At 58.8% G+C, this 24,296-nt stretch carries 14 protein-coding genes; 7 read left to right on the top strand and 7 right to left on the bottom strand.

What is annotated here, in order from left to right; translation table 11 throughout:
• The first annotated feature begins 42 nt into the window (after positions 1-42).
• The 3 genes from tssH to TBK1r_RS13280 all read left to right on the top strand — a co-directional run bounded on the left by tssH (position 43) and on the right by TBK1r_RS13280 (position 5,537).
• Positions 43-2,808 (top strand): type VI secretion system ATPase TssH, encoded by a 2,766-nt coding sequence (gene tssH, locus TBK1r_RS13290; RefSeq protein WP_145211204.1) that lies wholly within the window; start codon positions 43-45, stop codon positions 2,806-2,808.
• Positions 2,809-3,056: 248 nt separating this feature from the next.
• Positions 3,057-4,010 carry a phosphatidylinositol-specific phospholipase C domain-containing protein gene (locus TBK1r_RS13285; protein ID WP_145211200.1) on the top strand — a complete coding sequence of 318 codons (954 nt, stop codon included), beginning with the start codon at positions 3,057-3,059 and terminating at the stop codon, positions 4,008-4,010.
• Positions 4,011-4,412: 402 nt separating this feature from the next.
• Positions 4,413-5,537, top strand: a complete 1,125-nt coding sequence (locus TBK1r_RS13280; protein ID WP_145211197.1) for a phosphatidylinositol-specific phospholipase C domain-containing protein — start codon at positions 4,413-4,415, stop codon at positions 5,535-5,537.
• Positions 5,538-5,547: 10 nt separating this feature from the next.
• Here TBK1r_RS13280 and TBK1r_RS13275 read toward each other — a convergent pair whose 3' ends face one another.
• The 4 genes from TBK1r_RS13275 to TBK1r_RS13260 form a co-directional block, all read right to left on the bottom strand.
• Entirely contained in the window at positions 5,548-6,135 is a 588-nt protein-coding gene (locus tag TBK1r_RS13275; protein ID WP_145211194.1) for a hypothetical protein, read from the bottom strand.
• 236 nt (positions 6,136-6,371) lie between these two features.
• A complete protein-coding gene (locus tag TBK1r_RS13270; RefSeq protein WP_145211191.1) occupies positions 6,372-6,953 on the bottom strand; it encodes a class I SAM-dependent methyltransferase in 582 nt (193 codons plus the stop codon).
• Positions 6,954-6,993: 40 nt separating this feature from the next.
• Positions 6,994-8,529: a type VI secretion system contractile sheath domain-containing protein gene (locus TBK1r_RS13265; protein ID WP_145211188.1), complete on the bottom strand. Its 1,536-nt coding sequence runs from the start codon at positions 8,527-8,529 to the stop codon at positions 6,994-6,996.
• Between the two features lie 74 nt (positions 8,530-8,603).
• Positions 8,604-8,798, bottom strand: a complete 195-nt coding sequence (locus TBK1r_RS13260; protein WP_095740215.1) for a hypothetical protein — start codon at positions 8,796-8,798, stop codon at positions 8,604-8,606.
• A 142-nt stretch (positions 8,799-8,940) separates the two neighbouring features.
• Between TBK1r_RS13260 and TBK1r_RS13255 the strand changes: the two genes are divergently transcribed.
• The 4 genes from TBK1r_RS13255 (at position 8,941) to TBK1r_RS13240 (ending at position 11,964) form a co-directional block, all read left to right on the top strand.
• Positions 8,941-10,038: a hypothetical protein gene (locus TBK1r_RS13255; protein WP_145211185.1), complete on the top strand. Its 1,098-nt coding sequence runs from the start codon at positions 8,941-8,943 to the stop codon at positions 10,036-10,038.
• 56 nt (positions 10,039-10,094) lie between these two features.
• Positions 10,095-10,382 carry a peptidylprolyl isomerase gene (locus tag TBK1r_RS13250; RefSeq protein WP_145211182.1) on the top strand — a complete coding sequence of 96 codons (288 nt, stop codon included), beginning with the start codon at positions 10,095-10,097 and terminating at the stop codon, positions 10,380-10,382.
• Between the two features lie 109 nt (positions 10,383-10,491).
• Entirely contained in the window at positions 10,492-10,878 is a 387-nt protein-coding gene (locus tag TBK1r_RS13245; RefSeq protein WP_145211179.1) for a PAAR domain-containing protein, read from the top strand.
• Between the two features lie 6 nt (positions 10,879-10,884).
• Entirely contained in the window at positions 10,885-11,964 is a 1,080-nt protein-coding gene (locus tag TBK1r_RS13240) for a methyltransferase domain-containing protein (protein ID WP_145211177.1), read from the top strand.
• Between the two features lie 183 nt (positions 11,965-12,147).
• On the opposite strand, the gene TBK1r_RS13235 is transcribed toward TBK1r_RS13240, so the two are convergent.
• The 3 genes from TBK1r_RS13235 to TBK1r_RS13225 form a co-directional block, all read right to left on the bottom strand.
• Positions 12,148-17,172: a vWA domain-containing protein gene (locus tag TBK1r_RS13235; protein WP_145211174.1), complete on the bottom strand. Its 5,025-nt coding sequence runs from the start codon at positions 17,170-17,172 to the stop codon at positions 12,148-12,150.
• 39 nt (positions 17,173-17,211) lie between these two features.
• Entirely contained in the window at positions 17,212-18,183 is a 972-nt protein-coding gene (locus tag TBK1r_RS13230; RefSeq protein ID WP_145211170.1) for a hypothetical protein, read from the bottom strand.
• Between the two features lie 281 nt (positions 18,184-18,464).
• Positions 18,465-23,831, bottom strand: coding sequence for a carboxypeptidase-like regulatory domain-containing protein (locus TBK1r_RS13225; protein ID WP_145211167.1), 5,367 nt, complete (start codon positions 23,829-23,831; stop codon positions 18,465-18,467).
• Positions 23,832-24,296 lie beyond the last annotated feature (465 nt).

The raw sequence follows: 24,296 nt of genomic DNA, 5'->3' as shown, positions 1-24,296 counted from the left end.
TAGGCTTCCGGCCTGTCAAGTTCGCAACCTAGGAGAAAGACCTTGTCCGATATCAGCCGCACCGCACTGTTTGGAAAACTCAACAGCGTGGGTTACAAGTCGATCGAGAGTGCCACCGTATTCTGCAAGATGCGCGGTAACCCCTACGTCGAACTCGTCCACTGGTTCAACCAAATCCTACAGCTGGAGGACTCGGACCTCCATCACATCGTCAAGCAGTTCAACATCAACCCTTCGAAACTGGTCAAGGACATGACCGAGTCGTTGGACAAGCTGCCCCGTGGGTCCACCTCGATCTCTGACCTGTCGTCACACATCGAAGAAGCCGTCGAGCGGGGCTGGGTCTACGGAACGTTGATGTTCGGCGAATCGCAAGTCCGCACCGGGCACCTCGTCGTCGGAATGCTCAAGACACGCAGTCTGACACACGCCCTGTACGACATCTCCGCGGAATTCGAAAAGGTCAAATTGGACACGCTGACCGACCGATTCGATGAAGTTGTCAGCGGGTCCCCGGAAGAATCCATGCGCGCCAGCGACGGGTTCCAGGTCGGCGGCGGCGCGGCCCCGGGCGAAGCCAGCGGCGCGATGGCTCCGGCGGCGATGGGCAAACAGGAAGCGCTCAAACAATTCACTGTCGACCTGACCGAAAATGCTCGCCAAGGCAAGATCGATCCGATCGTCGGACGCGACGAAGAGATTCGTCAAATCATCGACATCCTGATGCGACGCCGGCAGAACAACCCCATTCTGACTGGTGAAGCCGGCGTCGGAAAAACAGCTGTCGTCGAAGGCTTCGCGCTCAAGATCGCATCGGGTGATGTGCCGCCGCCGCTCAGAGACGTCTCGTTGCGTTCGCTGGACGTCGGCCTGTTGCAAGCCGGCGCGAGCATGAAAGGCGAATTTGAAAACCGACTCAAACAGGTGATCGAAGAAGTCCAATCCTCTGAAAAGCCGATCATCATGTTCATCGACGAAGCCCACACGCTGGTCGGCGCCGGTGGCGCCGCGGGCACCGGCGACGCGGCCAACTTGCTCAAACCGGCCCTCGCCCGAGGGACCCTGCGCACCGTCGCGGCAACGACCTGGGCCGAATACAAAAAACACATCGAGAAAGATCCCGCGCTGACGCGGCGTTTCCAGGTCGTTCAAGTCGAAGAGCCCAGCGAAGAACGCGCCATCCTGATGATGCGTGGCATGGCGTCGACGCTCGAAAAACACCACAAGGTGAAAGTGCTCGACGAAGCCCTGGAAGCCGCCGTCAAACTGTCCCACCGCTACATCCCCGCGCGTCAGTTGCCCGACAAATCGGTCAGTCTGCTCGATACCGCCGCTGCACGCGTCGCAATCAGTCAGCATGCCGTTCCGGCCGAAGTCGATGATTCTCGGAAACGCATCGATGCGCTCAATACCGAATTGCGAATCATTGCCGACGAGGACCTGGTGGGCGTCGAAACGACCGAACGACAGCGACGCGCGACCGAGGCGCTCGCTTACGAACAAGAACGGCTGAGCGGTTTGGAAGAACGCTGGAACAACGAAAAGGAACTGGTCGAAAAAATCCTGGACGTTCGCAGCCAGCTCCGCGGTCACCACGGCAAAGTCGAAGGCACCGACAGTCCGTTGGAAAAGGCCGCCGACGCGGAAGCCAAAAGCGTCAAGGTTCAGACCGCCGAGCCGGCCGAAGAGAAAGCCGAAGTCAAGCTGTCCGACGCGGACCGAAAAAAGCTGCTCGATGAACTCAAAGAACTGCAATCCCAGCTTCAGGAGCTGCAAGGCGAACACCCGTTGATTCTGCCCACCGTCGACGAGCAAGCCGTCGGATCGGTTGTCCAGGATTGGACCGGGATCCCTGTCGGACGGATGGTGAAAGACGAATTGGCGACCGTTCTCAAACTCGCTGATATCCTGAACGATCGAATCATCGGCCAGCGTCACGCGCTGGAGATGATCGCCAAACGCATCCAAACGTCGCGGGCAAGCTTGGACAACCCCGGCAAACCGATCGGCGTGTTCATGCTGGCCGGTCCCTCGGGCGTCGGGAAAACGGAAACCGCACTCGCCCTGGCCGAAGCGCTTTACGGCGGCGAGCAAAACGTCATCACGATCAACATGAGCGAGTTCCAAGAGGCGCACACCGTCAGTACGCTCAAAGGGGCGCCTCCCGGATACGTCGGCTACGGCGAAGGCGGCGTGTTGACCGAAGCGGTACGGCGTCGACCGTACAGCGTCGTGTTGTTGGACGAAGTGGAGAAGGCGCACCACGACGTGCACGAAATCTTTTTCCAGGTCTTTGACAAGGGCTGGATGGAAGACGGCGAAGGCCGCGTGATCGACTTCAAAAACACGCTGATCCTGCTGACCACCAACGCCGGTACCGACCTGACGATGAACATGTGCAAGGATCCGGAGTTGATGCCCGATCCCGAGGGCCTGTCCAAGGCGTTGCGTGCACCGCTGTTGAAGGTCTTCCCGCCGGCACTGCTCGGCCGCATCGTGACGATTCCGTACTATCCGCTCAGCGACGAAATGGTCGGCGCGATCGCGAAACTACAGCTCGGCCGAATCGCCAAACGGATGCAAGCCAACCACGGCATCCCGTTCACGTACGATGATGAAGTGATCAAGTTGATCGCCAGCCGCTGCACGGAACTGGAAAGCGGCGGCCGCATGATCGACGCGATCCTGACCAACACAGTCCTGCCACAAATCAGCGGCGAATTCCTGACCCGTATGATGGAAGGCAACCCTGCCAAGCGCGTCCATGTACAAGTCAAAGACGGTGAATTTGATTATTCGTTTGAGTAGGACAAACGAGTTTTATCGAGGCTGAATTCTCACCCGCCATAGCGGCGGGGGCTTGTGCGGCGCACCGATGTTTTTGGAGCGTCGGCGCAAGTGAAGCAATTCGCCGCGCCGCAAAATGATTGCCACCTGGGACAGATGTTCCCGGTGGCCTGCAATGCCATTTTAATAGAAGCCTGTCATTTTAGTCTAAGCAACGTCGCTCGGAGTGCAGTGTTTCAGATTACCGACATAATGCAAGGAACAGTGAAGTGATAGACACCTCATTATTTATGGCGAGCTTTAGGGATGATAAATCACTTGCGGATATCTGTATCCCGGGAAGTCACGACGCAGGAATTTTTAATGAAGGTGCCAGCGCGAATGCCAAGACTCAGGATGGTACGTTGCAGGAACAGTGTATGGCTGGATCTCGGTTTTTCGATTTGCGAGTGATCGGCGACCGATTTTACCATGGAAAGACGCCATTCGGCAAAAAGGCCATGATCGGTTCTTATGGCGCTAATGTGACTGATTCACTCGAAGGTGTTAGCAACTTCTTAAGCGCCCGGGGCTCGGAGTTTGTGATCCTGCGGTTTGATAAATGTCACGATAAGCAGGATCTCGAAGATGGAGTGCGTGAAATATTCGAGGGTAAATTGTTGTGCCAGACTGGCAATATCGCGACAATGGATATTGGCTTGCTACGAGGCAAAGCAATTTGCATCTTCTCAAAAACGAAGACAAGGGCATTTCCTCAGGAAGAAGGGATTCATCAGTACTTAAAAGGGATCGAGCCGTGCGATACTGGGTTAGCCATCAACGGCAAATTCTCAGATAACCCAGACTCCACGACTGTGCTGACGGGACAATTGGGCAAGTTAGACGCCTTCAATGATCAAAATGGGGCGGTGACAAGCAGAGTGCTGCACTCACTCTATTGGCAGCAGACCTTGTCCAAGACGGGGGCGATAAGAAATAAGAGTATCGAGGAAATGACGAAGGGGCCGGAAGTGAGGAATAGGGCAGGGCGGGTGAAAAAGCCCGCAGGAGTGAACCTTCGCGTCGATGAATTGGTCGACGAACTCAATGAACGAAAGAGTGTTCGGTACAAAATGCCAAACATCATTCAGTACGACTTTGTCTGCAAGGAGATTAGCGACAAAATCATTTCGTTGAACAATCCTTACAAGCCATTCACGAACGAGTTCGTCATGCCCAGATAGGGGCTTCACTTTTTGCAAGTGGGTGGATTCAGATGAATGCGGTCGGCAGAACTGGTTGTGCGTTCCTGTCGATGCGCGACGACGATTGGATTGTTCTGACGCATCGTCACCGTCGCAATTCCGCGGACGGACGATTTGAGGCGGGGCGGCGACCACGAGTTCGGTTCCTGGACGACTAACATTCGTGGCGCATTCCTCTCTGCCCATCAGTCTCGGGGTTGACGAGCAGCATCGACGGCTGGACCTGCCAGCAAGCCAATCCCGAATAGAGAGACCGCGTGCTGGATTTTTGACGGAAAGTGTGATGTGAAGTAGTCGTCAGCGATTTCAGCGGCAGATATAATCGATTCTGTAAGTGTTTGCCACAATTCAATTCAGGTTTTTGATAAGGAGGATAACCTCATGAGCAATTGCTTCTACGGACAGCTTGGGATGGACAAACGGCTCAGGGATATCGTGATCGCTGGTAGCCACGACGCGGGGATTACCGAGGGTGGCGGAAATGCCAAGACTCAAAGCCAGAACATTTACCACCAAGCGATGTCGGGGGTGCGGTTCTTCGATCTTCGCATCCATGCCCGGTCCATCGGCGGTGGACGGGCAAGACTTAGCGCCTATCACGCCGGGGGCGGGATCATCAAAGGCAAGAAGACAGTAGAACTTGAGGGCAGCGGTGAAACCGTTAAGGTGACCAGGTCAAAGCTTACTGTCGGTACCTGGGGGATGGGCCTGAAAGGCATGTTGGAACAGGCCAAGCAATTCGTCACGAACTACAAGTCTGAATTTCTGATCTTCAAGTTCGACAAGTGTAGTAATTGGAGTCTGATTGCTGACTACTGCATCGATTACCTTGGTGACACGATCTTCGTCGATCAGGGTGATATCAATCGCAGGACCTTGCAGGACGTGAAGGGAAAGGTGATTGTGTTGTTCTCAGAGAAGGGCTTCGCAGAAACCGGGCACTTGACTTATTACGCCGCCAGAGGCATCAAGAAATGGCGCAATGTTTATGACAAGGAGAATGGCCCGAAAGCCTACGATTCAAGATTCGACGGGCTCCAGTACTCCGGGAAAGGTGGGACCACTTTGAACCCGTTCAAGATGAAGTGGACGATGAAAGGGAAAATCAAAGATAATGAAAAAACACAATTAAAACGCATGAAGCCGATGATTGAGGCAAACGGCGTCATGTCTCATAGTTCCGACGTCCTCGGAATGATGTACTGGACCTCGACGGGGTACTTCGAGAACATCCAGAAGCGAAACACCAAGATGTGGGAAGGCGCAAACGTCGACCGAATGAAAGGGCTTTGGGAAGGTGGTCTCTATGACTCCATTCGTGAACGAAGTGAACACAATCGAATCAAGCGAACCAATTATGCGTCAGGACCGCAACTCAAAGCCTTCATCCCCAATATCATCATGATGGATTTTGCCAATGATACGCAATGCACCATTGTCTATGATCTAAACACCATTGCATCGACCGCGTTGGTCGACATGCTGGCTGGTCATGAAGATGACTAATCGCTTACGCTCAGTAGTCATCCGGGCTGGGCGGGTGGCTCAGCACGAGATGGGTGCCATTTTTTTCTGAAAACGGGCTGTATCCCAACGCACCGACTTGCTGATTCCCACTCCATTTATGCTTGACCCAGTCCAAGCCGTGTAGGATCGAATCGGAGAGAGTCGTCGTTGCCGCATGCGCCTCGTTTTGGAACCACGTCTTACCGTTGATCTTTCCAAACAAAATGCAGCCGAGTCCGCCGAGTGGGATTTCATATTGGTTCTGCGATGTGCTTTCGTGTGACGACCAGCGGACTCGCGATTGCCCGGCGTTCTGCTTTTGAGATTTTCCCGCTCTCGCCTTGAGCCAGGTGTACCATGTCCCTTTGTCGTTGAGCAAGACATGGCCGCCCTCGAACACGCGGCTGCCACCAAGCGCGCCTGCGCCCCCAGGCGTTTCGGCTGCGGCACGTCGATATAATTCCCGAACGGCGTTTACCACTCTCAGTTCACTTTCGGAGTACGTATTGGCCGCAATCGCGTCTTCAACTTCGCCATACAAACGATGCGCGTCGCTGCCTGCTACTCCTTCCTGGATATCTCTTCCGCTCAATGGCATGGCTTACGATCCTCAATGTTTGAGAGTGGTGCATTTGCAGTTGGGTTTCGTCCAAGATCCCGGTGAGCATTCAGGAAAACGCCGTGTCTCTTGATCGCGTGTCGGGCCTGTTGAAGTGGGACCCCTTGACTTTTTTGATCATATCATAATGGTTGATGACTCGCATCAGACTCGACTTTTTTCAAGGCGACAATGATGGTCATCTCTGAGAGATTCGGGCGAACGGCTTCGCTGAATCAGCAGATGTGTTTTCTGACGCGAAGCGTTGTTCCGCCGTGGTAGGTGACGAGCAAGGACGCACTGGATTGCTCGAAAAGCGACGCGAGATACGCTGCTTCAGCAGGCCAAGGGTAGGCATAGATGACGTCGCAGTTCCTTCGCCCCAGGGGAAAAGGACGGTCCCCTTCACGTGGCTGAAGTTGAGAGATTTCGTTGCCGATCGGGGATCGATAGCTGCCCTGAAAAAATCGTGCGTCAACGTCTGCCTGCTTGGCGAGCTTCTCTGAAAACTCGCATAGCGATTCCTCGATTTCGATTCCCGTCGCGCGAAAACCGAGTTGTGACGCGATGCACGTCACCACTCCCAACCCGCTGCCCCATTCGCAAAACGACAGGTCGCCGCCAAGTCCTGCGTCTCGAATGTGCTTGAATGCGTGGTAGGCGATGTAGTAGTTGCTGTTGACCAGCAACGGGATCCGCTTCTGATTCTCGTCCGACTTCATCTGCTCTCGCAAACGCTCGGCGATCTCGATCGTGCGCAAAATTTCCTGCGGCGGTGTGTCCCAGCACACCGGGAAGTCGAGTTCGATGAGATCCATCGGAGGCGAATGAGATTCCTGTTTGGCCATGCCTGTCGAGCTACGACCACGGCCCGGCGAGCGCCGACGGCGGAGAGGAGACGGATTGCACTCGCAACACCCGCGCGGCGTTGCGGTTCTTGAAACTCATCAGCGGCATCACGCCCTGATCCAATACCTGATCGGCCACACGCTCCGACAGAAACACTTCCGCACAAGCCTTCAAGTGCACTTCGCCGTCTTCGTCCTTGTACGTCAGCGCGGGTAAATCACCGATCTCCTGCAAGTCACCTGGCGTCATTTGCCAGCCCGATTCCAGGAACGAGGTCGCCAACAACGTCGCGACGAACCATGACGACGCGCCCCACTGCAGCGACTCGTGATCGGTGATCGGGTCGTCGATCTCCTCGAAATCAAATGCGTCGACCGAACTGGTCGATGCGCCGTAGGGCAATCGCAACAAAAACCGCGGTCCGGACAATCCGATCCAACGCGCCGCCGCGCTCTCGCGAATGCTTTGCCAATCCGCTTCTTGTCGACTCGGCTCCGCAGTGGGCTTGGGAATTTCATCCGTCCACGCCTGGCAACCGACCAACTGTGGCGATGCCGCCGCCAGCACGGGGCCTCCCGAGTTTGCCCCGATGGCTCCCAGCCGGGTCAGCAAGATCAGATCGTTCAGTTCATGGCTGAAGGTTTCATTGCAGACCAACAGCGAAAACGGGACTTGTTCTCGATCGGTGACCAGACGTCGAAACAGCAACGAATCTTCCAATTGTTCCGACGGCGACTCGCCCGCTTCCAGCAACTCCGATTTGGTCACGTCCCACAGGAAGACCTGGACCTCCTCGGATTGCGCTACTTGGGAAACAAGGAAATTCAGGCCCAGCCAAGCGGCTTCCAAGGCCTGGAACGATCGGTCGTGCAGAATCGTTCGCATCTGTCCGGCGATCGCCGCGTCGGCGTGGCCGATGTATTCGTCCTGCCGCGGATCGGGCTTCGGTTCGATGTAGGGTGCGACGATCTGGTTGATCAAACCTTGGATGTCCAGCTGTGGTGAGCGTGGCCCCGTCGTGTCCACGCTTTTGGCCGATTGACCCAGCACACGCTCCAACGTATCCGAGTCGCTTTCGTCGCCGGCCTCGGGTTCTGCGTCCGCTGCCGCAGACGCATCCTGTTTCGCCTCTTCTGATTCCTTTGCCGTTTGCAGCGACAGTGCCTGGCTCAAGTCCGCGACCGCAGCGGAGAACGACTTGGGATCCATCAGCCGCTTTCGCAATTGCCGCAATTCGTGAAAGATCGACACGTTGCGATACAGTGAATCGGGATGAAAGTCATCCAGCTCGCTGATTCCGATCTCGATCACGCCGTCGCAGTGGTCGCTCAACCGGACCGCTGCGGTCGGAGCGACTTTTTCCAACACGTCTTCGAAGTTGTCGATATCGACGCGTTGAAACTTTTTCTCCGCCAGGGATCCGGAGTCGCCTGCGCGGCCGGAAAAGTTCCCCATCACTACGATCCGCATCGGCTGTTGTGGATCGAGCGGGCGTGCCGAGCCGACATTGCCGAATTGAAAGCTGGATTCAAATGAGTTGGACAACGTAAGGACTCCGGTTCAGGCAGCAATGGACGGGAAGGGTTCTGAACGTTTCAGTCGGTCAACGGTTTCGGTCTTCATGAATCGTCTACGGACTTTGCCGCGTGATAGCCGTCTTTGTAACCGTGTTTGTAGGCCTTATTGAGTAGGACGGCATAGTGATTGGCGCTGGCGGCATCGCGGCAGGTCAAGATGGAACGGCCGGACGGATCGAGCACTTCAAATTTTCCCGATTCTTCGGCGACATGGAAAAGCTGACTCTCTTCTGACAAAAGATCTCTCCGACAGTTACATCATGGCCCTACGCGACCGTTTCTTGTCCATAATCTACCAGTATTGCGAAGCGTTGTCGCGACTTGGGGCGACAAGTTCGCCGGCGGCCGAGTCAAACGTGTCTTTGTGAAGGTGTGATCCATGTTTTGTATTTGCATGCCGAAAGTTGCCGAGATGGCTGCCGGCATCGAGATCCCGCCGGTCGCGATCGAGGTGCCGCCGCTGCCCGCCGGTGCAGCCGGACTGGCAGCCGCCGCGGGAGTCGCCGCGGCGGTCAATGCGACGGCTGAAATGGCCGCCTCGGGAGCCCTCGAGGCGATGCTCAGCGCCGAGTTGCCGGCGTTTTCGATGGAAGCTGTTTTGGCGATGGAAGCGATGGCGCAAGTCGGCGCTTCGTTGGGGATCGACATGACCGCACCGAGCGCCGCGATGGAACTGTCGCTCGCCGCGGGCGCCTTGAACATCGCCGCGCCCGCCTTGGGTGAGTTGGGCGGGGCTCTCGGTGCCGCGATGGAACCGCTGGGCGGACTGCCGATGGCGCTGGGGATCAACGCCGCGATTGAAGCGTCCTTGGGAATCGACATGGCCGCCCCCGGCGCGGCTGCGGCACTCGAAGCGAGCTTGGCCGCGGCGCTGGAAGCTTCACTGGCAATGTCGGGCACACTCGGTCTTTCCGTTTCCGCCGGAGGTTCCTTTGCGATGGAGCTCGCGTTGGCCGCCCGAGCACTGAACGCCGCGGTCGCGCTGGGATTCAACCCTGCCGCCCCCGGCGAATTTGCCGCGGCGCTGGAAATGGCGGGCAGTCTCGAAGTCCCTCCGCTCGCGATGTCGGCCGGTGAGATGGGCGAAGTCAGCGCTGGGCTCTCCGATTTCGGGCTCGTCAGCGCCGAGATGGGCGAGATGTCGATGGAAATGGCATTGCCGGCGATGGAAGCAGGCGCCGCGGGGATGGCCGCCAACATGGAAGCCGCTGTCGCCGCCTCCGGTGATATGGCTGCCGAGTTAACCGGCGGTGCGGAAGGGGGCGCCGCCGCCGAACTGGCCGCGGCGATGGCCATCGCCGCCGAAGCACCGATGCCGGCGGCGCCCGCGTTGGCTGCGATGGAGCCGGGCGGGTTGCCGAGCATGGGCGACATGTCGATCGCGGCCTCCATGGCCGCGTCCTTTGAAGCCGCGATGGAAACCCCGATGATCTCCGGCGCCCCCTGCCCCAACATCTTTTGCGTCGCCGGACGTTGACGACTGTCATTTCAACATCGACCGATTCAGTTTCACCCACCACGGAGACTCACAACGTGCTACGCATCAAAGCCCGCCACATTCAGGTCTCCACGCCCGAACTGGCCAACGAGGTCATGGTGAAATGGCAACAGGGTGCGGATTTTGGCGAATTGGCGAGGGTCTATTCGGAATGTCCCACCGCCCGCCAAGGCGGCTCGCTGGGCGAATTCGGTCCCGGGCACATGGCTCCCGAACTGGAGCCGGTGTTTCTGCAAGGGGACATCGGCGACGTTTATGGACCCGTCGCCACCGCCAACGGTTATCACCTCGTCGAAGTGCTCGCGCGGACAGACTATGCGTAAGACCGACGAAGCCCCAATCACGCCGACTGCGATGGCACAATCACCTTCCCCAAGCTAAACTTCACTTCCGCGACCCCTGTTCGACCGGCACTGCCACGAGTTTGATTCCATGGCTCCTCCCGCTGCCCGCATGACTGATCTTGTCAAACAAGACGCTCCGCATTGCCACGCACCGATTCATCCGCCGGCTCCGGTTCCGACGCCGGTGGCTCATCCGCCACTGCCGTTGACGATTATCAAGGGCCAGGCCAACGTGCTGATCGGAAAAATGCCCGCCGCACGCGTGACCGACACGACACTGCCTTGCATGTTGCCAGGCTGTGTACCTGCCGGTCCCGGCATGATTGCCAAGGGATCCGGGAAGGTATTGATCGGCGGTCTGCCGGCTGCCAGGATCAACGACATGACCGCCCACGCCAGTTGCGTTGCGCCGATCCCCAGCCCGGTCGGTAAAGTCTTGCCGCCGGGTTGCCCGACTGTCATGATCGGGGGCTGACGTCTCGTGCGACGCCGGCATCTCGAAACCTTTCAACCGGTCTGCCCGGTTTGTCGCGCCGCGACCGACCAGGTCAGTTTTCTCGAACTGGCAACGGTCATCAAAGAAGTCGACGATCACATCGTCGAAGGCTTGTTGCATTGCAGCAACATTCATTGCCAACGCGAATACCCCATCATCGATGGCGTGCCGTTGATCATCCGAGACATCCGCAGTTATCTCTCGGAGAATGTTTTGCAGGTCTGCCAACGAAGCGATCTGAGTGAAACCATCGAAAGCGTTTTGGGCGATTGCTGTGGGCACGGGTCGACGCTGGATGCGATCCGACAGCACACCAGTTGTTACACCTGGGACCATTACGGTGATCTCGATCCGGAGGAGCCGCCGGTCGATCCGAAACCGGGCTCGATGCTCCGTGTCCTCCAACGTGGCTTGGAATTGTCCGAGTTGAAATCGGCGAATCTGCACAACGTTTTAGACGTCGGATGCTCGGTCGGACGAGGCACGTTCGCGTTGGCCGAAAAACTGGATCGCCCGGTGCTCGGCATCGACTTGAATTTTCCGATGTTGCGCATCGCCGCGGGGGCCCTGCGCGACGGCATGGTGCGTTATCCCAGACGGCGCGTCGGGGTTGTCTATGATCGGCGTGAGTTTCCGGTGACTTTTCCGAATGCTCATCAGGTTGACTTCTGGGCCTGCGACGCAACCGCGTTACCGTTTGTTGAACATTCGGTCGACGCCGCGTTCAGCATGAACCTGCTCGATTGCGTCCACTCGCCGATGGAATTTCTCGCGTCGCTCGGATCGGTTTTGAAGCCCGATGGCTCGGCGGTTCTGGCCTGTCCCTACGATTGGTCATCCTCGGCCACGTCGATGGAAGGCTGGCTCGGTGGGCACTCCCAACGCGGTCCCGGCGGCGGCGCCAGCGAACCCATCTTGCGACAGTTGCTCAGCCCCGGTCACCCGCAATCGTTAACCACGTTGCGTCTGGTCGTGGAAGACAACTGCTCCTGGCACGTCCGCATGCACGACCGCAGCATGGTGTCCTACGACAGCCATCTCGTCGTCGCCCAAAAGTGCAGCTGAAAAGTAGCTGCGCTTCCACCAGTGGCGTACGCTTCCAGCTTGCGTCTCTTCGCGCACGCCTCCAGCAGTGGCGTACGCTTCCAGCTTGCGACTCTTCGCGTACGCGACCAGCGTACGCCTACCCAGCCTCTCCGAAACGGCAAGCAAGATGCTTACCCCACGTTTCAATCGTTGACAAAAACCCTAACGGCCCACCGGCAACAAGCCGCCTGCGTTGGGAATCGCGACTTCGATCCAATCACGATCCAGTTTCCAGGCCCCGTCGATTTCCTGTTCGCGGTTCGTCACACGGATCTGGCCGACCGGCTCGTTCCGTCTGGATCGATAATAAAACGTGTGCACCGACATGCGGCGTTCGGGATCGAACTGTCGCACGATGCGAACCGGTTTTTCATCGATCGATTCGCGAAGACTGATTTTGATCGAGGTCACCGGCACGTCCGGATCGGAAAAATCAACGACGTATCTGCGACGGGCCACGCCGTCGACAAACTGGGTTCCCAGCGGATCGATGCGCAGCTGGATTCCGGAGGCGACTTCGACCGATTCGGTGGTCGTTTCATCGATGGCGATCGTCGTGTTTAAACGACTGAGCCGACGTCTCGGATCATTCAGGTTGGCACCGCTCGCAACCGCCGGCGGAAGCAATTCGATCGTCGTTGCCTCTTCCGCCGGTCGCGACCAGAGTCGCAGCCGGGCGCGGACGGCAGTCGCTGGCCAGTCGTTCGCCACAAGGTTCATCACTGGAACGGGTTCACCGGGCTGGAACGTCGCATCAAAGAACGTATACGGCTGGCCGATCTCGCTGCCATCGACTGCCACCGGTTGTACTTGAATCCAAACATCCGACGGGCGTCGTGTCGCCCGCCACAGCGGACGATCTGTCGCGCCGGCAGAATCTCTCCGCTGCCACGACACGGGAAAGACGATCTGACCGGGCGCTCGACGGTTCGCTCGATGCACACGGACCACTTGCTCGGTCGCGATCCCATCGCCGGTTACCAGCTCTGCCATCGCTTCGACGTTGTCGTCGTAGGCATAGTCGTAGATCTCCGTACCCGCCTCATTGACGTACAACTGATACGCTTCGCCGCCTTCCAAGACCACCGGTTCGACCGCGAGCGGTGACGGATCGGCGTCGGCCGCGGCGGTATCGACCCATTGGCGACCTTCGTACTGCAGTGCAAACAACTCGGGAGCTGTCGGGGCCGGGATCACTTGTGTCGGTGTGGCCAGCGTCGTCGGCATCTCGGGGCGTTCGGCGTTTTGATACGACCGCAGCCGATACATGCCGGGGGCCAGCAGATTGCGGACGGCTTGCTTCAGGTCGGTGTAACTGTCCAGTACCTGGAAATGCCCACCGGTCTCGCGGCTCAAGCTTTCGAACGCTTGCACGGCGTCTCGTTGCTGCGTCCGATCCATCCCCAAGCCGAGGATGTGGACGGGGACGGGGCGTTGCATCCACGCCCCGCGAACATCGTCGTCGGTCGTCGGCAACACGTTGGTCGCCGACGAAGGGATGTACTGATAGTTGGCTCCGTCGGTGATCGCAATGACGTGGCGATCGGCTTTCGCATCCACAGCGGAAAACTCTTGAATTGACCGCAGCACTGACAGATACAGTGGCGATTGTCCCCACGGTTTCAAGGCTTCGATCTCCGGCACCAGGGACTGCGCCGTCGCCAGATCAAACTCGCTGAGCGTCAAAATGGATTCGACGTCCTGTTCGGGCGTCAACGTCGGATCGATCGGACCGGTGAAATCAGGCCGGGTCAGCAGCTTGATCGGTTCGTCGACACTCCATCCCAAGCGATGCCCGAACGCTTGCACGCCGACACGCACATTGCGACGCAGCCCGAGATCGAACAGCATTTCTTGGAGCGCCGCCTTGGCGACTGCAATCCGCGATGCACCGCCCTCGCCTTCGGAACCCTCGCCGTCGCCCCCCGCGCCTTCGTCGTCGAGCGGTTCGCCCATGCTGGCCGAACAATCCAGCACAAACACGACCGACAGTTCGTCCCAGGGACCGTTTAACGTCACTTCGCTTTTCTGATAGTGAAACGGTTCAAGATCAATCCTCAAACCGCCCAGCTGGTCGACATCCAGCGTGCCGCCATATTCATGGCCGCGAAAAACCGTTTGTGCTTTCAACGCCAAGTCTGATGTCGCGACCTCAGCAGGCATGACGACTTCATAGCGGGCGTTCGCCGCGGACAGGACGAAGGCGTCAGAAGGCTCGATCGTGCGAAAGTCAATGCGTCGCGTTTCAGTCCGTACCGCAACCGCGGCCGTTCCCGACGGCGGCGTGAATCCATCGGCCAACGCCACATTGCCCGGTTCCGAACTGACAACAAACGATGAACGAACCGCATCCATAGGATCCAGCTGAATCGTTCGCGGGGCGGTGGTCGTCAACCAGTTCGGCAGGAACTGGCGACTCGCTTCGATCCGCGTCTTCGCAGCTTCGATCTCGACCAGCCGGGCGCCACCGCCGGCGGAATCCTTCCCCAGACGATCCAGTTCGTCAGCCGATTCCAGGTAGTCGCTCGCGGCAAGGTCATAGAACGACCGTTCGCCACCGGCCGGTCCCCAAAAATCGCCGATCGCTCGATCGACATGCCACACCAACAGTGACTTGATGCCGACGGTGCGCAGCGTCGCGATCGGGTCTGATTTCGGGCGGGGAAACCATATCGCTGCTGCGGCACGCATCCGACGCGCCGCGCCGCCGCAGATCTGATGCTCGCCCTCCAGCGTCGACTCCGTTTCCAATCGCTCCATCTGGCGGCCGATCGAATCGACAAAGTTTGCGATTCGATTCTTGTTGGAAACATTCGATCCGGTCCGTTCACTACCGAGCAATAGGTCGAGCGGATGTTGTTCCCAACTGGCGATGCGAGCCGAATAAGCAAGTGCTCGTTCATCGGCTGGTTCAGCGTTCGTTTCAGCGTCTTCCGCACTCGGCGCGTCCAACGTTTGCTGAACGCGGGTGATCATTTCGTTGCGTGCCGTTCGCAGTTGACGTCTGGATTCCCAATCGACCAGCGGGACCGACAAGGCAGCCTCGATTTCACCGATCGTCGTCAACTCATTCGTCAGACTCTGGCGGATCAGTTGACGTGTCCGCAGGGTCAGCGATTCGGCCAGCGACCCCATCACCGGCTGGATCGTTTCATTCGCCACGGCGTGGGCCGCACGGATGGAGTCGATCACCGCTTGTTGATCCGTCGCCGCGTTGGGTACCGCGTCAAGTTGGGCTGCCAGTTGTTGAGTGCCTGCGATCAACGGCACAATCAGATTATCAATCGCGTCTTGGGTTTCTTCGGACGCCATCGCGCGGTCGGGATGGGCAATCCATTGTGCGTAGTACGGCGCGACGGCCATCGATTGATCGCAGATCTGCATCGTCGCGGCGGCCAAGTTTGCCGCTTCCGAGGACGCTGCGAATCTGGACTCCGTTTCTCGGACGCTTTCCTCCAGTCCGTTCTGCAATCGCAGAAACACGCTGTCTTCGGCACGTCGACGCGCGGCATCAATCGGACCCAGCAAGACACGTTTCCAGCGATGAATGCGAAGGTCCGAGGGGATCCCAGTCGCATCGCGCGGGACCGAAAGATCGTCGATGGACCCTTGCAGCGTCAACAACTTGCCGAGTGACTCCGGCTGCTGCCAAAGGCGTGGCGTCTGGTAACGATCGAGCATTCGCAGGAAGTGGGCGTCGCGATAGTCCGACGTCGCCTGCGTTTCAAACGCCTCACGCACCTTGGCGAGCAGTCCGGCGTCGGGCTGATCGGACAGTTCGTTCCATCGATCTCGCAGTTGCGTGCTGGAGATGACATCTTGGGTGCCAAAGAATTCGGCCAGTGACAGCGAGTGGACGTTCAGCGAACGCGGCAGCGGTGGTGGATCGCCGGAAAGCAACGAATAGGCCGCCGCGTAGGTTGGGGTCTGCGGCAATTGCGCCATCCGTCGCTCGGTCGCCGTGATGTCACCGACCACCCGATTGAAGGTTCGTTTGGCCAGCGTTTGGTACCCCTTGCCGGCGCTGGAGAGTTGTTCCAGCCACAGCAGGTCGTGTTCTAAATCACGAAACGCGATCGGCTCGCGACGATAAAGCTGTGCTTCGCGAATCTGGTCCAGCGATCGCCAAAGTGCATCCAGCTGAGGGTCCGAAATCGTCGGCCCGGGGCGTCGCGACAGCGGGCGACTGGTCAGTTGTTTCAATAGCTCCGGGTTCAAACTCCGCGCGAGTCGAAAGTCTGATTTCGAAGTGGTCGTTAACAAGGTGGGACGCTGTGATTTACCGCGGCTTTGCCGGACCCACCATTGCACATGCGATCGGACGTAGCGATCCAGTTCGCTCAAATCCACCCATCCGTCACCATTGCCGCCGTTGGCCATTTGATCGGCGGCGCCGGCCAAGCCGCGTTGCACGTAGTGACCGAATACCGATCCAGCCAAGTCGGCCGAAACGTGCGAGGTCTGTTCCGGTCCCGCGGACAGCAAAACGGCCAGATCGGCGGTCGTCTTTTTCGCGGCCACTCGATCACGAAAGACGGTCTGCACCTTGTCGGCAAACTGATTGGCAGCCAGCCCGATGTTCCAATTCACCTGCATCCGATTGCAATCGAGAATCAGCAGTGCCTTGCGATTGGCGCCGAGCTGTTCAAAGCGATCCAGCAGCGCGTCCAACTCGATCCAGGATTTGGGATCGGTCATCGCGGCCTTGGGGGGAATCAAATGAATCGCACCACTGTTGCTTTCGGCAACACCGTGCAAACTGACCCACACGATCAACGGCACGCGGTGACTTTGGCCCTCGGCCCGTTTGATTTCGCGGTCCAGCCGCTGGTAGAAATCCGTCGCTTTAAAAACCGGATCATCGCTGCCGCGCAGGGTGATGGTTTCACCGTCCATGGCGGCCAGCTTCTCAAAATCTTCCTTGGCCCACGCGTTGGGCGGCAACGGCCAACTGTACGGTGCGGCCGACAACACCACCATTGGGGTCCGTTTGGGCGACAGCAACAACAGCCAGATCAGCCAGACGAACAACAGCAGTGCGGCCAGCAACAACGCACCCCAGAGAAACTGACGCGACCGCCGCCACAGAAAACCGAACACGTCGACGCCGCTGGATCGGTCACCTTGCCAAACCTTGCGCGTCGATTTCTTGGTGTTGCCAGCGGGCTGGATCGGTGATGTCGACATGGATTCGTCGTCCGTGGGGCTCGTCGTCCGAAGGGAACGTTACTCGCGTCGAACCGAATCGTCGTCGGATTCCAGCGTCGGGTCAAAACTTTCAGGCAACAAGAATCCCGCGGTGGCCGTCGAGGCATCCGTTTCGGAATCTGCGTCGGTTGTATGGCCGACAACCGCGACGGGGTTTTCGGCTGTCGTCGCGTCGCCGCTGGAATCGGATGGCGTGGTCGTCGCGGCGACCGCCGGCGTGATCTCTCCGGCCAGTGTGGGAACGGCGGCGGGCGACGTCGGTCCTTCAATCGGCAGACCATCACCGTCCAGCGATGGCACGCCGCCGCAGTCACAGATCACCAGACGGGCGTTGCGGCGAACCCTTGCCGATGATTCCAGGAAACACCCCGAATCGTCACGCTCATAAGCGATCTCATACAGCTTCTTTAACAATTTCGGCGAACAGCAACTGTTCTCGCGACAGCACTTGCACGCATCACCGCTCACGCTGCGCAGACCACGCACCGCGGCATAGCGGATGTCTTCGCTGCAGTCTTCCAGTGCCGCCAGCATCGCCATTTCGGTATCCGGATAGCATTCCCCGCATCCACGACTTGCCAGATAGTTAATCGCTTTGGCTTTCTGGGGTGCCTTGTCGTCTTCCATCTTGGCCTCCGCGGCCGCTTTCTCCGCCGGGCTGGCGTCCGGTCCCAAATTGGCCGGATCCGTGATCGACTTGATCGGCGGTTTGGCCTCCAGTCCGGGAAACCGGGTTCCCAATCGGTTGCGAACCCGTTGGCCCACGGTGCGGACTCCCCCGAACACCACGTCCAACCCCAAGAACTGTGGCAGCGTCATGCCCGGCGCCGCGGCCGGCGGCGCAACCGCGACGATCGTCGTCGCCCCGGCTTGTGCCGATGTCGGGGGTGCAGGGGCGGGGGCCGCCGGCGGAACCGACGCACAACCCGCGCAGGAAACCATTGCGATAAAGCAGATCCCTATCGAAAAGTGGTTGCGGCTGTAGGTCATTTGTCTCTTCAACGAAATACGAATCGCGCCTTGCTAACACGTTTGTAGGATTGGACCTCAACGGTCAAGAAGTCCCTGCCGGACTCCACGCAGCGGCGGTGACGTTCGCCTCCGGGGGGCACCGGGGCGCATCGATAGCCACGCACACCCCTCTGTATCGGTCATTCCGTTGATGACGTTTAAGCGAACCACAGAAACTTTGCCGGCAGGCATCGAAGAAACCCGTCGGTGGCCTGGCTTTCACCCAATACTGCTAATTTGAGACGCGAACGCTTCCCGCGCTACGGCAACGTCACGTCCACTCGCATCGTCCGCTCCGGCCCGATCGTCACTTCGACGTCTTGCTCCATGCGATGGACGCGATTGCGAATCACCGCACGCGCGGCCAACCGATAACTGCCCGGCGAAACCCCGGCAATCACGTACGCTCCATTCTCCGTCGAACGGACGGACACCCCCGACGCAGCCGATGCGGCATCCGGGGCCGCGGCAACCGTCGCCACGGCAGGATCCTCCGGCAGGGCCGTCAAAACCACTTCCGCGTCCGGCACGTTTTTCTCGCGAAACTGAATTGTTCCCACCAGATTCACGGTCTGCTGTTTGACCCGCTTGGTGCTCTCGGTCGGCGAAACCACCTCCATTTCGACCGCTACCGGATCACTTTCGTTGCCGACACGATCCACACCCCGCACCAGCAACGATTTCTTGCCGGCGTCGGCTCCCGCGTTGACGGTCAAGATCCACTGACGATCGGACGTCCGGGAGGCCGTGAAAATGTTTCCCGCCGCGGGAAACTCGCCGTTTCCATCGACGTCAAAGGCTGCCTGCACCTTCGTCACGTCCGATCCCTCATCCCAGGCCCAAACCTCCAGATCGACTTGGCTGTTGACCGCCGCAAAACTTAAGCCGTCGGTTCGAGTCACCGGACCGACGACCGGCGGCGCGGTGTCGATCAACAACTCAATCTTGCGGAACGATTGGATTTGGTCATTGATGGTCAAACTGGCTGCGACATCGATCAGCAGATTCTCCAGTCGCTCCGCCGGCAGACCGATCAGGTGGTCCGAAACGACATTGGTCAGTTCGACGGTGCCGTCGGGCGTCGATTTGACAAACCCGATCATCACGCCGCGATCGGTCGTCAATCGAACGCTGTCCTCGGGGTGGGGCACGCCCGACCCGTCCAGATCGATTCCAAGGTTCAAGTGATCTCGTCCGTTCTCGAACGATCCAACCGGTGCATCGATCTGAACCGAAACAGGAATCGATTTCGTCGCCCCTAGAATGCCACCCTTCGACGACGTCGTCATCCGCAGATCAACCGAATCGGTGACTTCGGGAACATTCGTCAGGTGTTTGCCACAAGGCACATCAAAGATAAACGACCGGGGATAACCATCGACGTCGATATAAACCCGTGCGACATTCGGCGGCGGTGCCGTCGTCGCAATGAACAAATTCGTCGTCGGACTCGCGCGGGTGATCATCCCTTGCAGCTTGCCCCTGGTGCGGCCGCTGCGGTCGTCTGCCAATCGGCACTCGACACGGACCGGAGCCCCCTCGGGCAACCGACTCGGGTCAACCGCGCTGACTTCCACGGTGATCTGCTGCTTCTTGGTGTCAAAGCCGACGCGCGGTGAGACGAACCGCCGAGGTCGTTGGATCGCAAAGCGGACGTGACGATACGTTGATTGCCCGGTGTCGCGGTCGCTCAATTCGACCAGCATTCCGTGGGGCATGTCGGTCGACTCGATCGGTTCGGTTTTCTCCTCTTCGTCTTTGCCCGCATCGTCCTGTTTGGGGGACGCCTCTTTCGCCTCCGCGTCTTCGCCGTCGGCTTGTTCAGCGTCTCCGGCACTGGGGAACGCCGGTTGACCGTCGCCGGGAACGCTGACGTCAAAACTGGCCAGCGGCAACGCACCGACCAGCAACGTGCTCGGGTCCGCAGGCAGCGGGCCGATCAACGTTTGACCCAGGGCATAACACCGCATCGAGATCTGTTTGGTCCGCGATGCATGATTGACGACGCCTAACCGGAATTTCTCCAACCGATTGGGGTGCGGCAACAGTTCCACTCCCTCGACGTCCGACACAAACGACGCCGCGCCGCGTTCGACGTAGACTTCGGCAACGGGCAACATCAGGTCAAGTGTTCGCCGCGTCAGCAGAACGGGTGGCTTGGATTCCGCACGCGTCAACTCGGATCGCTCATACACGTCCACCACCAACTTGGTCGTTTCCGACGCATTGTCGCGCCGGACGATCTTCATCGGTAACGTTACCGTACCCGCCGCCGCGATGGTGATCGGCTTTGACCGCCAGGTTCCGAATTGAGACGGGGTGTCGAAGAATTCAGGCCGAATCGATCGGATGCCCGCCGCCGAGTCGTTCGATTCACTCGAGGCAACGTTGATCACGTCGACCAATCCCCGTTCGTATTCCAACGAGACCGTGATCGAGACCTCGCGGTCGCTGGGGTTTTCAAGACCCAGAATCACCTGCCGCCAGTCGTGGTATTGCAGGTCGACCGTCGGCGGGGCGGTGATCCTGATTCGTGTCGGTTCGGTGACCGAGGCCGAGACGCGGCAGAGTCGTTCGGATTGGGCGCGGTAATGTTCCGCCCAGTCGGCGAACGTCGCCGATTGATTTCCAGCGCGGTAGGTCGACATCTGTTCGAGACGTTCGGCTTGCCACTGTAGGGTCGAACGAAGTTGCGTCTCCAACGACAGTGAGTTCACGTCAACGTCGTCCAACTGCCACGCATCACGCGGGTCGATCATCCGCAACAAGCGGATCGCCATCCGTGATGCCGCCGGTGACACGGCACATGTTGACAACGCACCGTCGACTTCTATTGCCGAGCGGTAAAACGATTGCAATGCGGCACCGAATTTCAAATGTCGGTTCCAGAGTTCCGAGACGTTCGCCGCGTCGTTTGCGTCCATCGTCCGATAGACGACTTCGAACGATTGAAAGGCCGCCTCGACTTCACGCGCCGCAGTGATTGCCGCAAACGCGTCCGCAGAAACGCCCTCAAAGTGCGACAGCCCGACGTATTGCGATTCCAATTGAGCCTGTTCGAACAGAAACCGCCATTCTTCCGGCGAAGGCATTTGACGTGCATCGCCCAGTGACATTGCATCGCCCAGTGACATGGCTGACACGTCGTCGATCGTGACGTTGGCCAGATCGTAGTTGGACGCCAGTTGCCGATCCCGTTGGTCCATCGCTGCCAGCAGATCGTTCCGCAGCGCCGAACTCAACAATGGCGTTTTGAGCAACAGATCGGCTTGATAGGAATCTCCCGGTGTCGCCGTTTGTGCCAACAGTCGTTCTGCCGCGACATCTCCACAGGCGGCTTCCAGGCGTGACTGAATCGATTCCAATTGCTCCCGCACCTTCGTCACCGTTGCGACGCTCGACTGCCCCGGATGGTTCAGTAACCCAGAAAGCTCGCCTGCGAGTTCTAGCAGCGTCGAAAGGTCGTCGTAAATCACCGAACGTCGATCGGGCACAAACCGAGACATCAAATGCCAGTGCATCAACGACGGCAGCTTCGCCAGCAGCACGTCCAACGCGCGTTCGGCCCGACGGACCTCCACGAATTCAAGCTCAGCGGCCGCGTAGATTTTTCCGGCGTCTTCGAACAACGTCCGGCATCGCTGTGGCCACTGCAAACCGACCTGGTCAAACACCAGTTGTTCGGCAAAAAAACGAAACTGGTCGGCCCGCTCCACGTCCACTCGCATCCAGCCCGGCGACAACAAATCCAGTGCCGCGACTCGCTCTCCCGCCAAACACGTCAACGCTGCGATTTGAACCAGATCCCAATCCAGCTCCGGCGAGTCGGCCAGACGTTTTAAAAACGTCATTTCAACGGTACCGGAAAACTTCGGGCGCCAGCGTGTTTTCAGCCACTCGTCAAAGGCTTCTCGCGTTTCTTGCTCCAATGCCGCCTGCAATACCTTCACATCGATGTCCAACGATTGGCCGCGAATCACGGCAGCCGATTGTGCCAGAGCCAGACTGTGAGCCTGTTCCGGTTCAAGGATGGATAGCAGTGAAACGGTGTCGTCGGATGCGTGACCGAACAGTGACGCGAGAGGCGGTGTGGTTTTTGATGTCGCCCCAGCTGCCGGACCGGCCGGTGCTTTGGCGGGAAAGGAGTCTTCGAGTGTGGTTTCAATCTTCTCGGGATCGTATCCCTTGCCGCCGTGAAGCTGCTGTTCAAAGGCCAACAATTCGGCTTGCAGTTCCCGCCACAGGTGCGGTTTGTTTTCGACCGGACTGAAACTCGGATCGGCCGCCGACCACGCCAATGACGCCGCATCGCGCAGTCGCCAGGCCTTGGTGAGCAGTTGCTTGGCCTTGGCCTTCTGGTCAGCCTCGGACGGTTTCGATTTCGCATCGCCCGCTTCACCAGACTTGTCGGTGTTTTCGGCTCCGTCTGCGGAGTCGTCCGCGGTGGCGTCGGTTGGACCATCGGCCGCCGAGAGATCGCCGTCGGCCGGCTGCCCGCTACCGTCGTCGCTCCCTCCGGCTTCCGCGTCGGCGCCACCGTCCGCGTCTGCCACGTCGTTCGACTTCACGCCCCCGCCGGCGATCCGATTCGATGCCAACGTGACCTGTTGTCGCCGCAGCAGCCCGCGAACCCTGCCCGAACGCGCGGACGATCCGCCGCCACCGGCCAGCTCATCGGGTGGAATGATCAACGACGCGGCCGTCAATTCCTGATCCGGATCTTGCTCAAACAATGTCAGCAGTTTGGGATCCGACTGTCCAGCTTTGCCACCGCCCCAGATCAGTTGCGGAGTCTGCTCCGCCCCACGGTCGGTACTTTGGGCGACCCACTTGGACACGTTTGCCGACGTAAACGCGACCAGTTCACTCAACTGAATCGCTTGATCATGATCCAAGTCCGCGGCACCCTTGAGTCCTTCGCCGACAAACATCCCAAAAACACTTCGCCGGGCGGCGCGTGAAACATGCGAGTACTGCAGGGACGAATGTGAACAATAGACCCACAACGAAGGGTCCTTGGATTGGTGCACCGCCTGTTCCAACAGCCTGGGGAAATCGTTGCCCAGGACGCCCAGTCCGGGGTCATAGTCGATGGTTCCCGCATTGATCAGGATCAACTTCGTGGCCGCTGGCGATTGTCGGACTTGGTCGATCAGCGTTTCAACCGACACCCGCCCCAAATCCGGCTGCCGCAAGTCAAAGTTGTCACACAGCAAGTAGGCGGACGCGTTGTCGGTGACCCCGTGCGCGTTGATGTACAAGATCAGCTTGTCACGCGACGAGATCCTCGCCTCCGCCAATCGGTTTGCCAGGTTTTTGGCTGCTTGTGCCGAATGCAACACGTCGCTCTGGTCGCGAACCTTCGCCTCTTCGATCGACGCGATCGCCTCCAAGTCCTCGGCCACGAACGCGATCGGCGGCGCGTTGAATGCCTCGTTGCCGCGTGAACCCAGCAGCACCAAGTGAGTTTGTGGTGCAAAAAATGGCGGGAACAACAGAAACACCAGAACAACCGTCAGAGCGATCAGACCGATCACGATCGCCGCCCGCCGCAGGTCCCGCGCCAGTTTGGCGCGACTCCGCTTCTTTGCCGCTGCCTGCCACGACGGTTGCTGATTCGGTTGCATGATAATCCGTTCTGCTCAAATCAAGATGGCTGTCCCGTCTGGCATCGTGCCGTGGAACAATGTGGGTAGCGCCATCGGCATGATGGCCTGCTCCGCGCGGTGCCCGTTGCGACGCGAACGCACAGCGCTATACTCTCTTCGACGATTCCGCACCTCGTCCGCTCGCAAGCGTCACGCAGAGATGCTTTTACGGGATGAACGGTTTGCGCCGTCTCGATGACTGTGAAAGGTTGCCGAACGTGACGAATGTACCGCGCCCCAATACGAAACGCTTCCATGGCAGTTACGGAGGTCGACCCGACTGAACAGATCCTCCCGTGTGGAGGTCGTGCAGTTTCTAATGTCACCCTCCTGGCAGGCATTAGTATCGACACAAGTCGCTTTTTGCCCAAAGGGCATGCATATCCATAGCCTGGGGCAAGCAAACCGAGCATTTGCGAGGGTTGCGCCGCCCCAGGAACGTCA

The organism is Stieleria magnilauensis (assembly GCA_007753675.1).
Taxonomy (GTDB): domain Bacteria; phylum Planctomycetota; class Planctomycetia; order Pirellulales; family Pirellulaceae; genus Stieleria; species Stieleria magnilauensis.
Note: the sequence above shows the minus strand (reverse complement) of the source record. Positions and strands in the feature narration are given on the sequence as shown.

What these genes read in the sequence shown, in the direction of transcription:
- TBK1r_RS13280 (WP_145211197.1), top strand. Translation starts at nt 4,413, where the DNA reads ATGAGCAATTGCTTCTACGGACAGCTTGGGATGGACAAACGGCTCAGG.
- TBK1r_RS13275 (WP_145211194.1), bottom strand. Translation starts at nt 6,135, where the DNA reads ATGCCATTGAGCGGAAGAGATATCCAGGAAGGAGTAGCAGGCAGCGAC.
- TBK1r_RS13270 (WP_145211191.1), bottom strand. Translation starts at nt 6,953, where the DNA reads ATGGATCTCATCGAACTCGACTTCCCGGTGTGCTGGGACACACCGCCG.
- TBK1r_RS13255 (WP_145211185.1), top strand. Translation starts at nt 8,941, where the DNA reads ATGTTTTGTATTTGCATGCCGAAAGTTGCCGAGATGGCTGCCGGCATC.
- TBK1r_RS13245 (WP_145211179.1), top strand. Translation starts at nt 10,492, where the DNA reads ATGGCTCCTCCCGCTGCCCGCATGACTGATCTTGTCAAACAAGACGCT.
- TBK1r_RS13235 (WP_145211174.1), bottom strand. Translation starts at nt 17,172, where the DNA reads ATGTCGACATCACCGATCCAGCCCGCTGGCAACACCAAGAAATCGACG.
- TBK1r_RS13230 (WP_145211170.1), bottom strand. Translation starts at nt 18,183, where the DNA reads ATGACCTACAGCCGCAACCACTTTTCGATAGGGATCTGCTTTATCGCA.
- TBK1r_RS13225 (WP_145211167.1), bottom strand. Translation starts at nt 23,831, where the DNA reads ATGCAACCGAATCAGCAACCGTCGTGGCAGGCAGCGGCAAAGAAGCGG.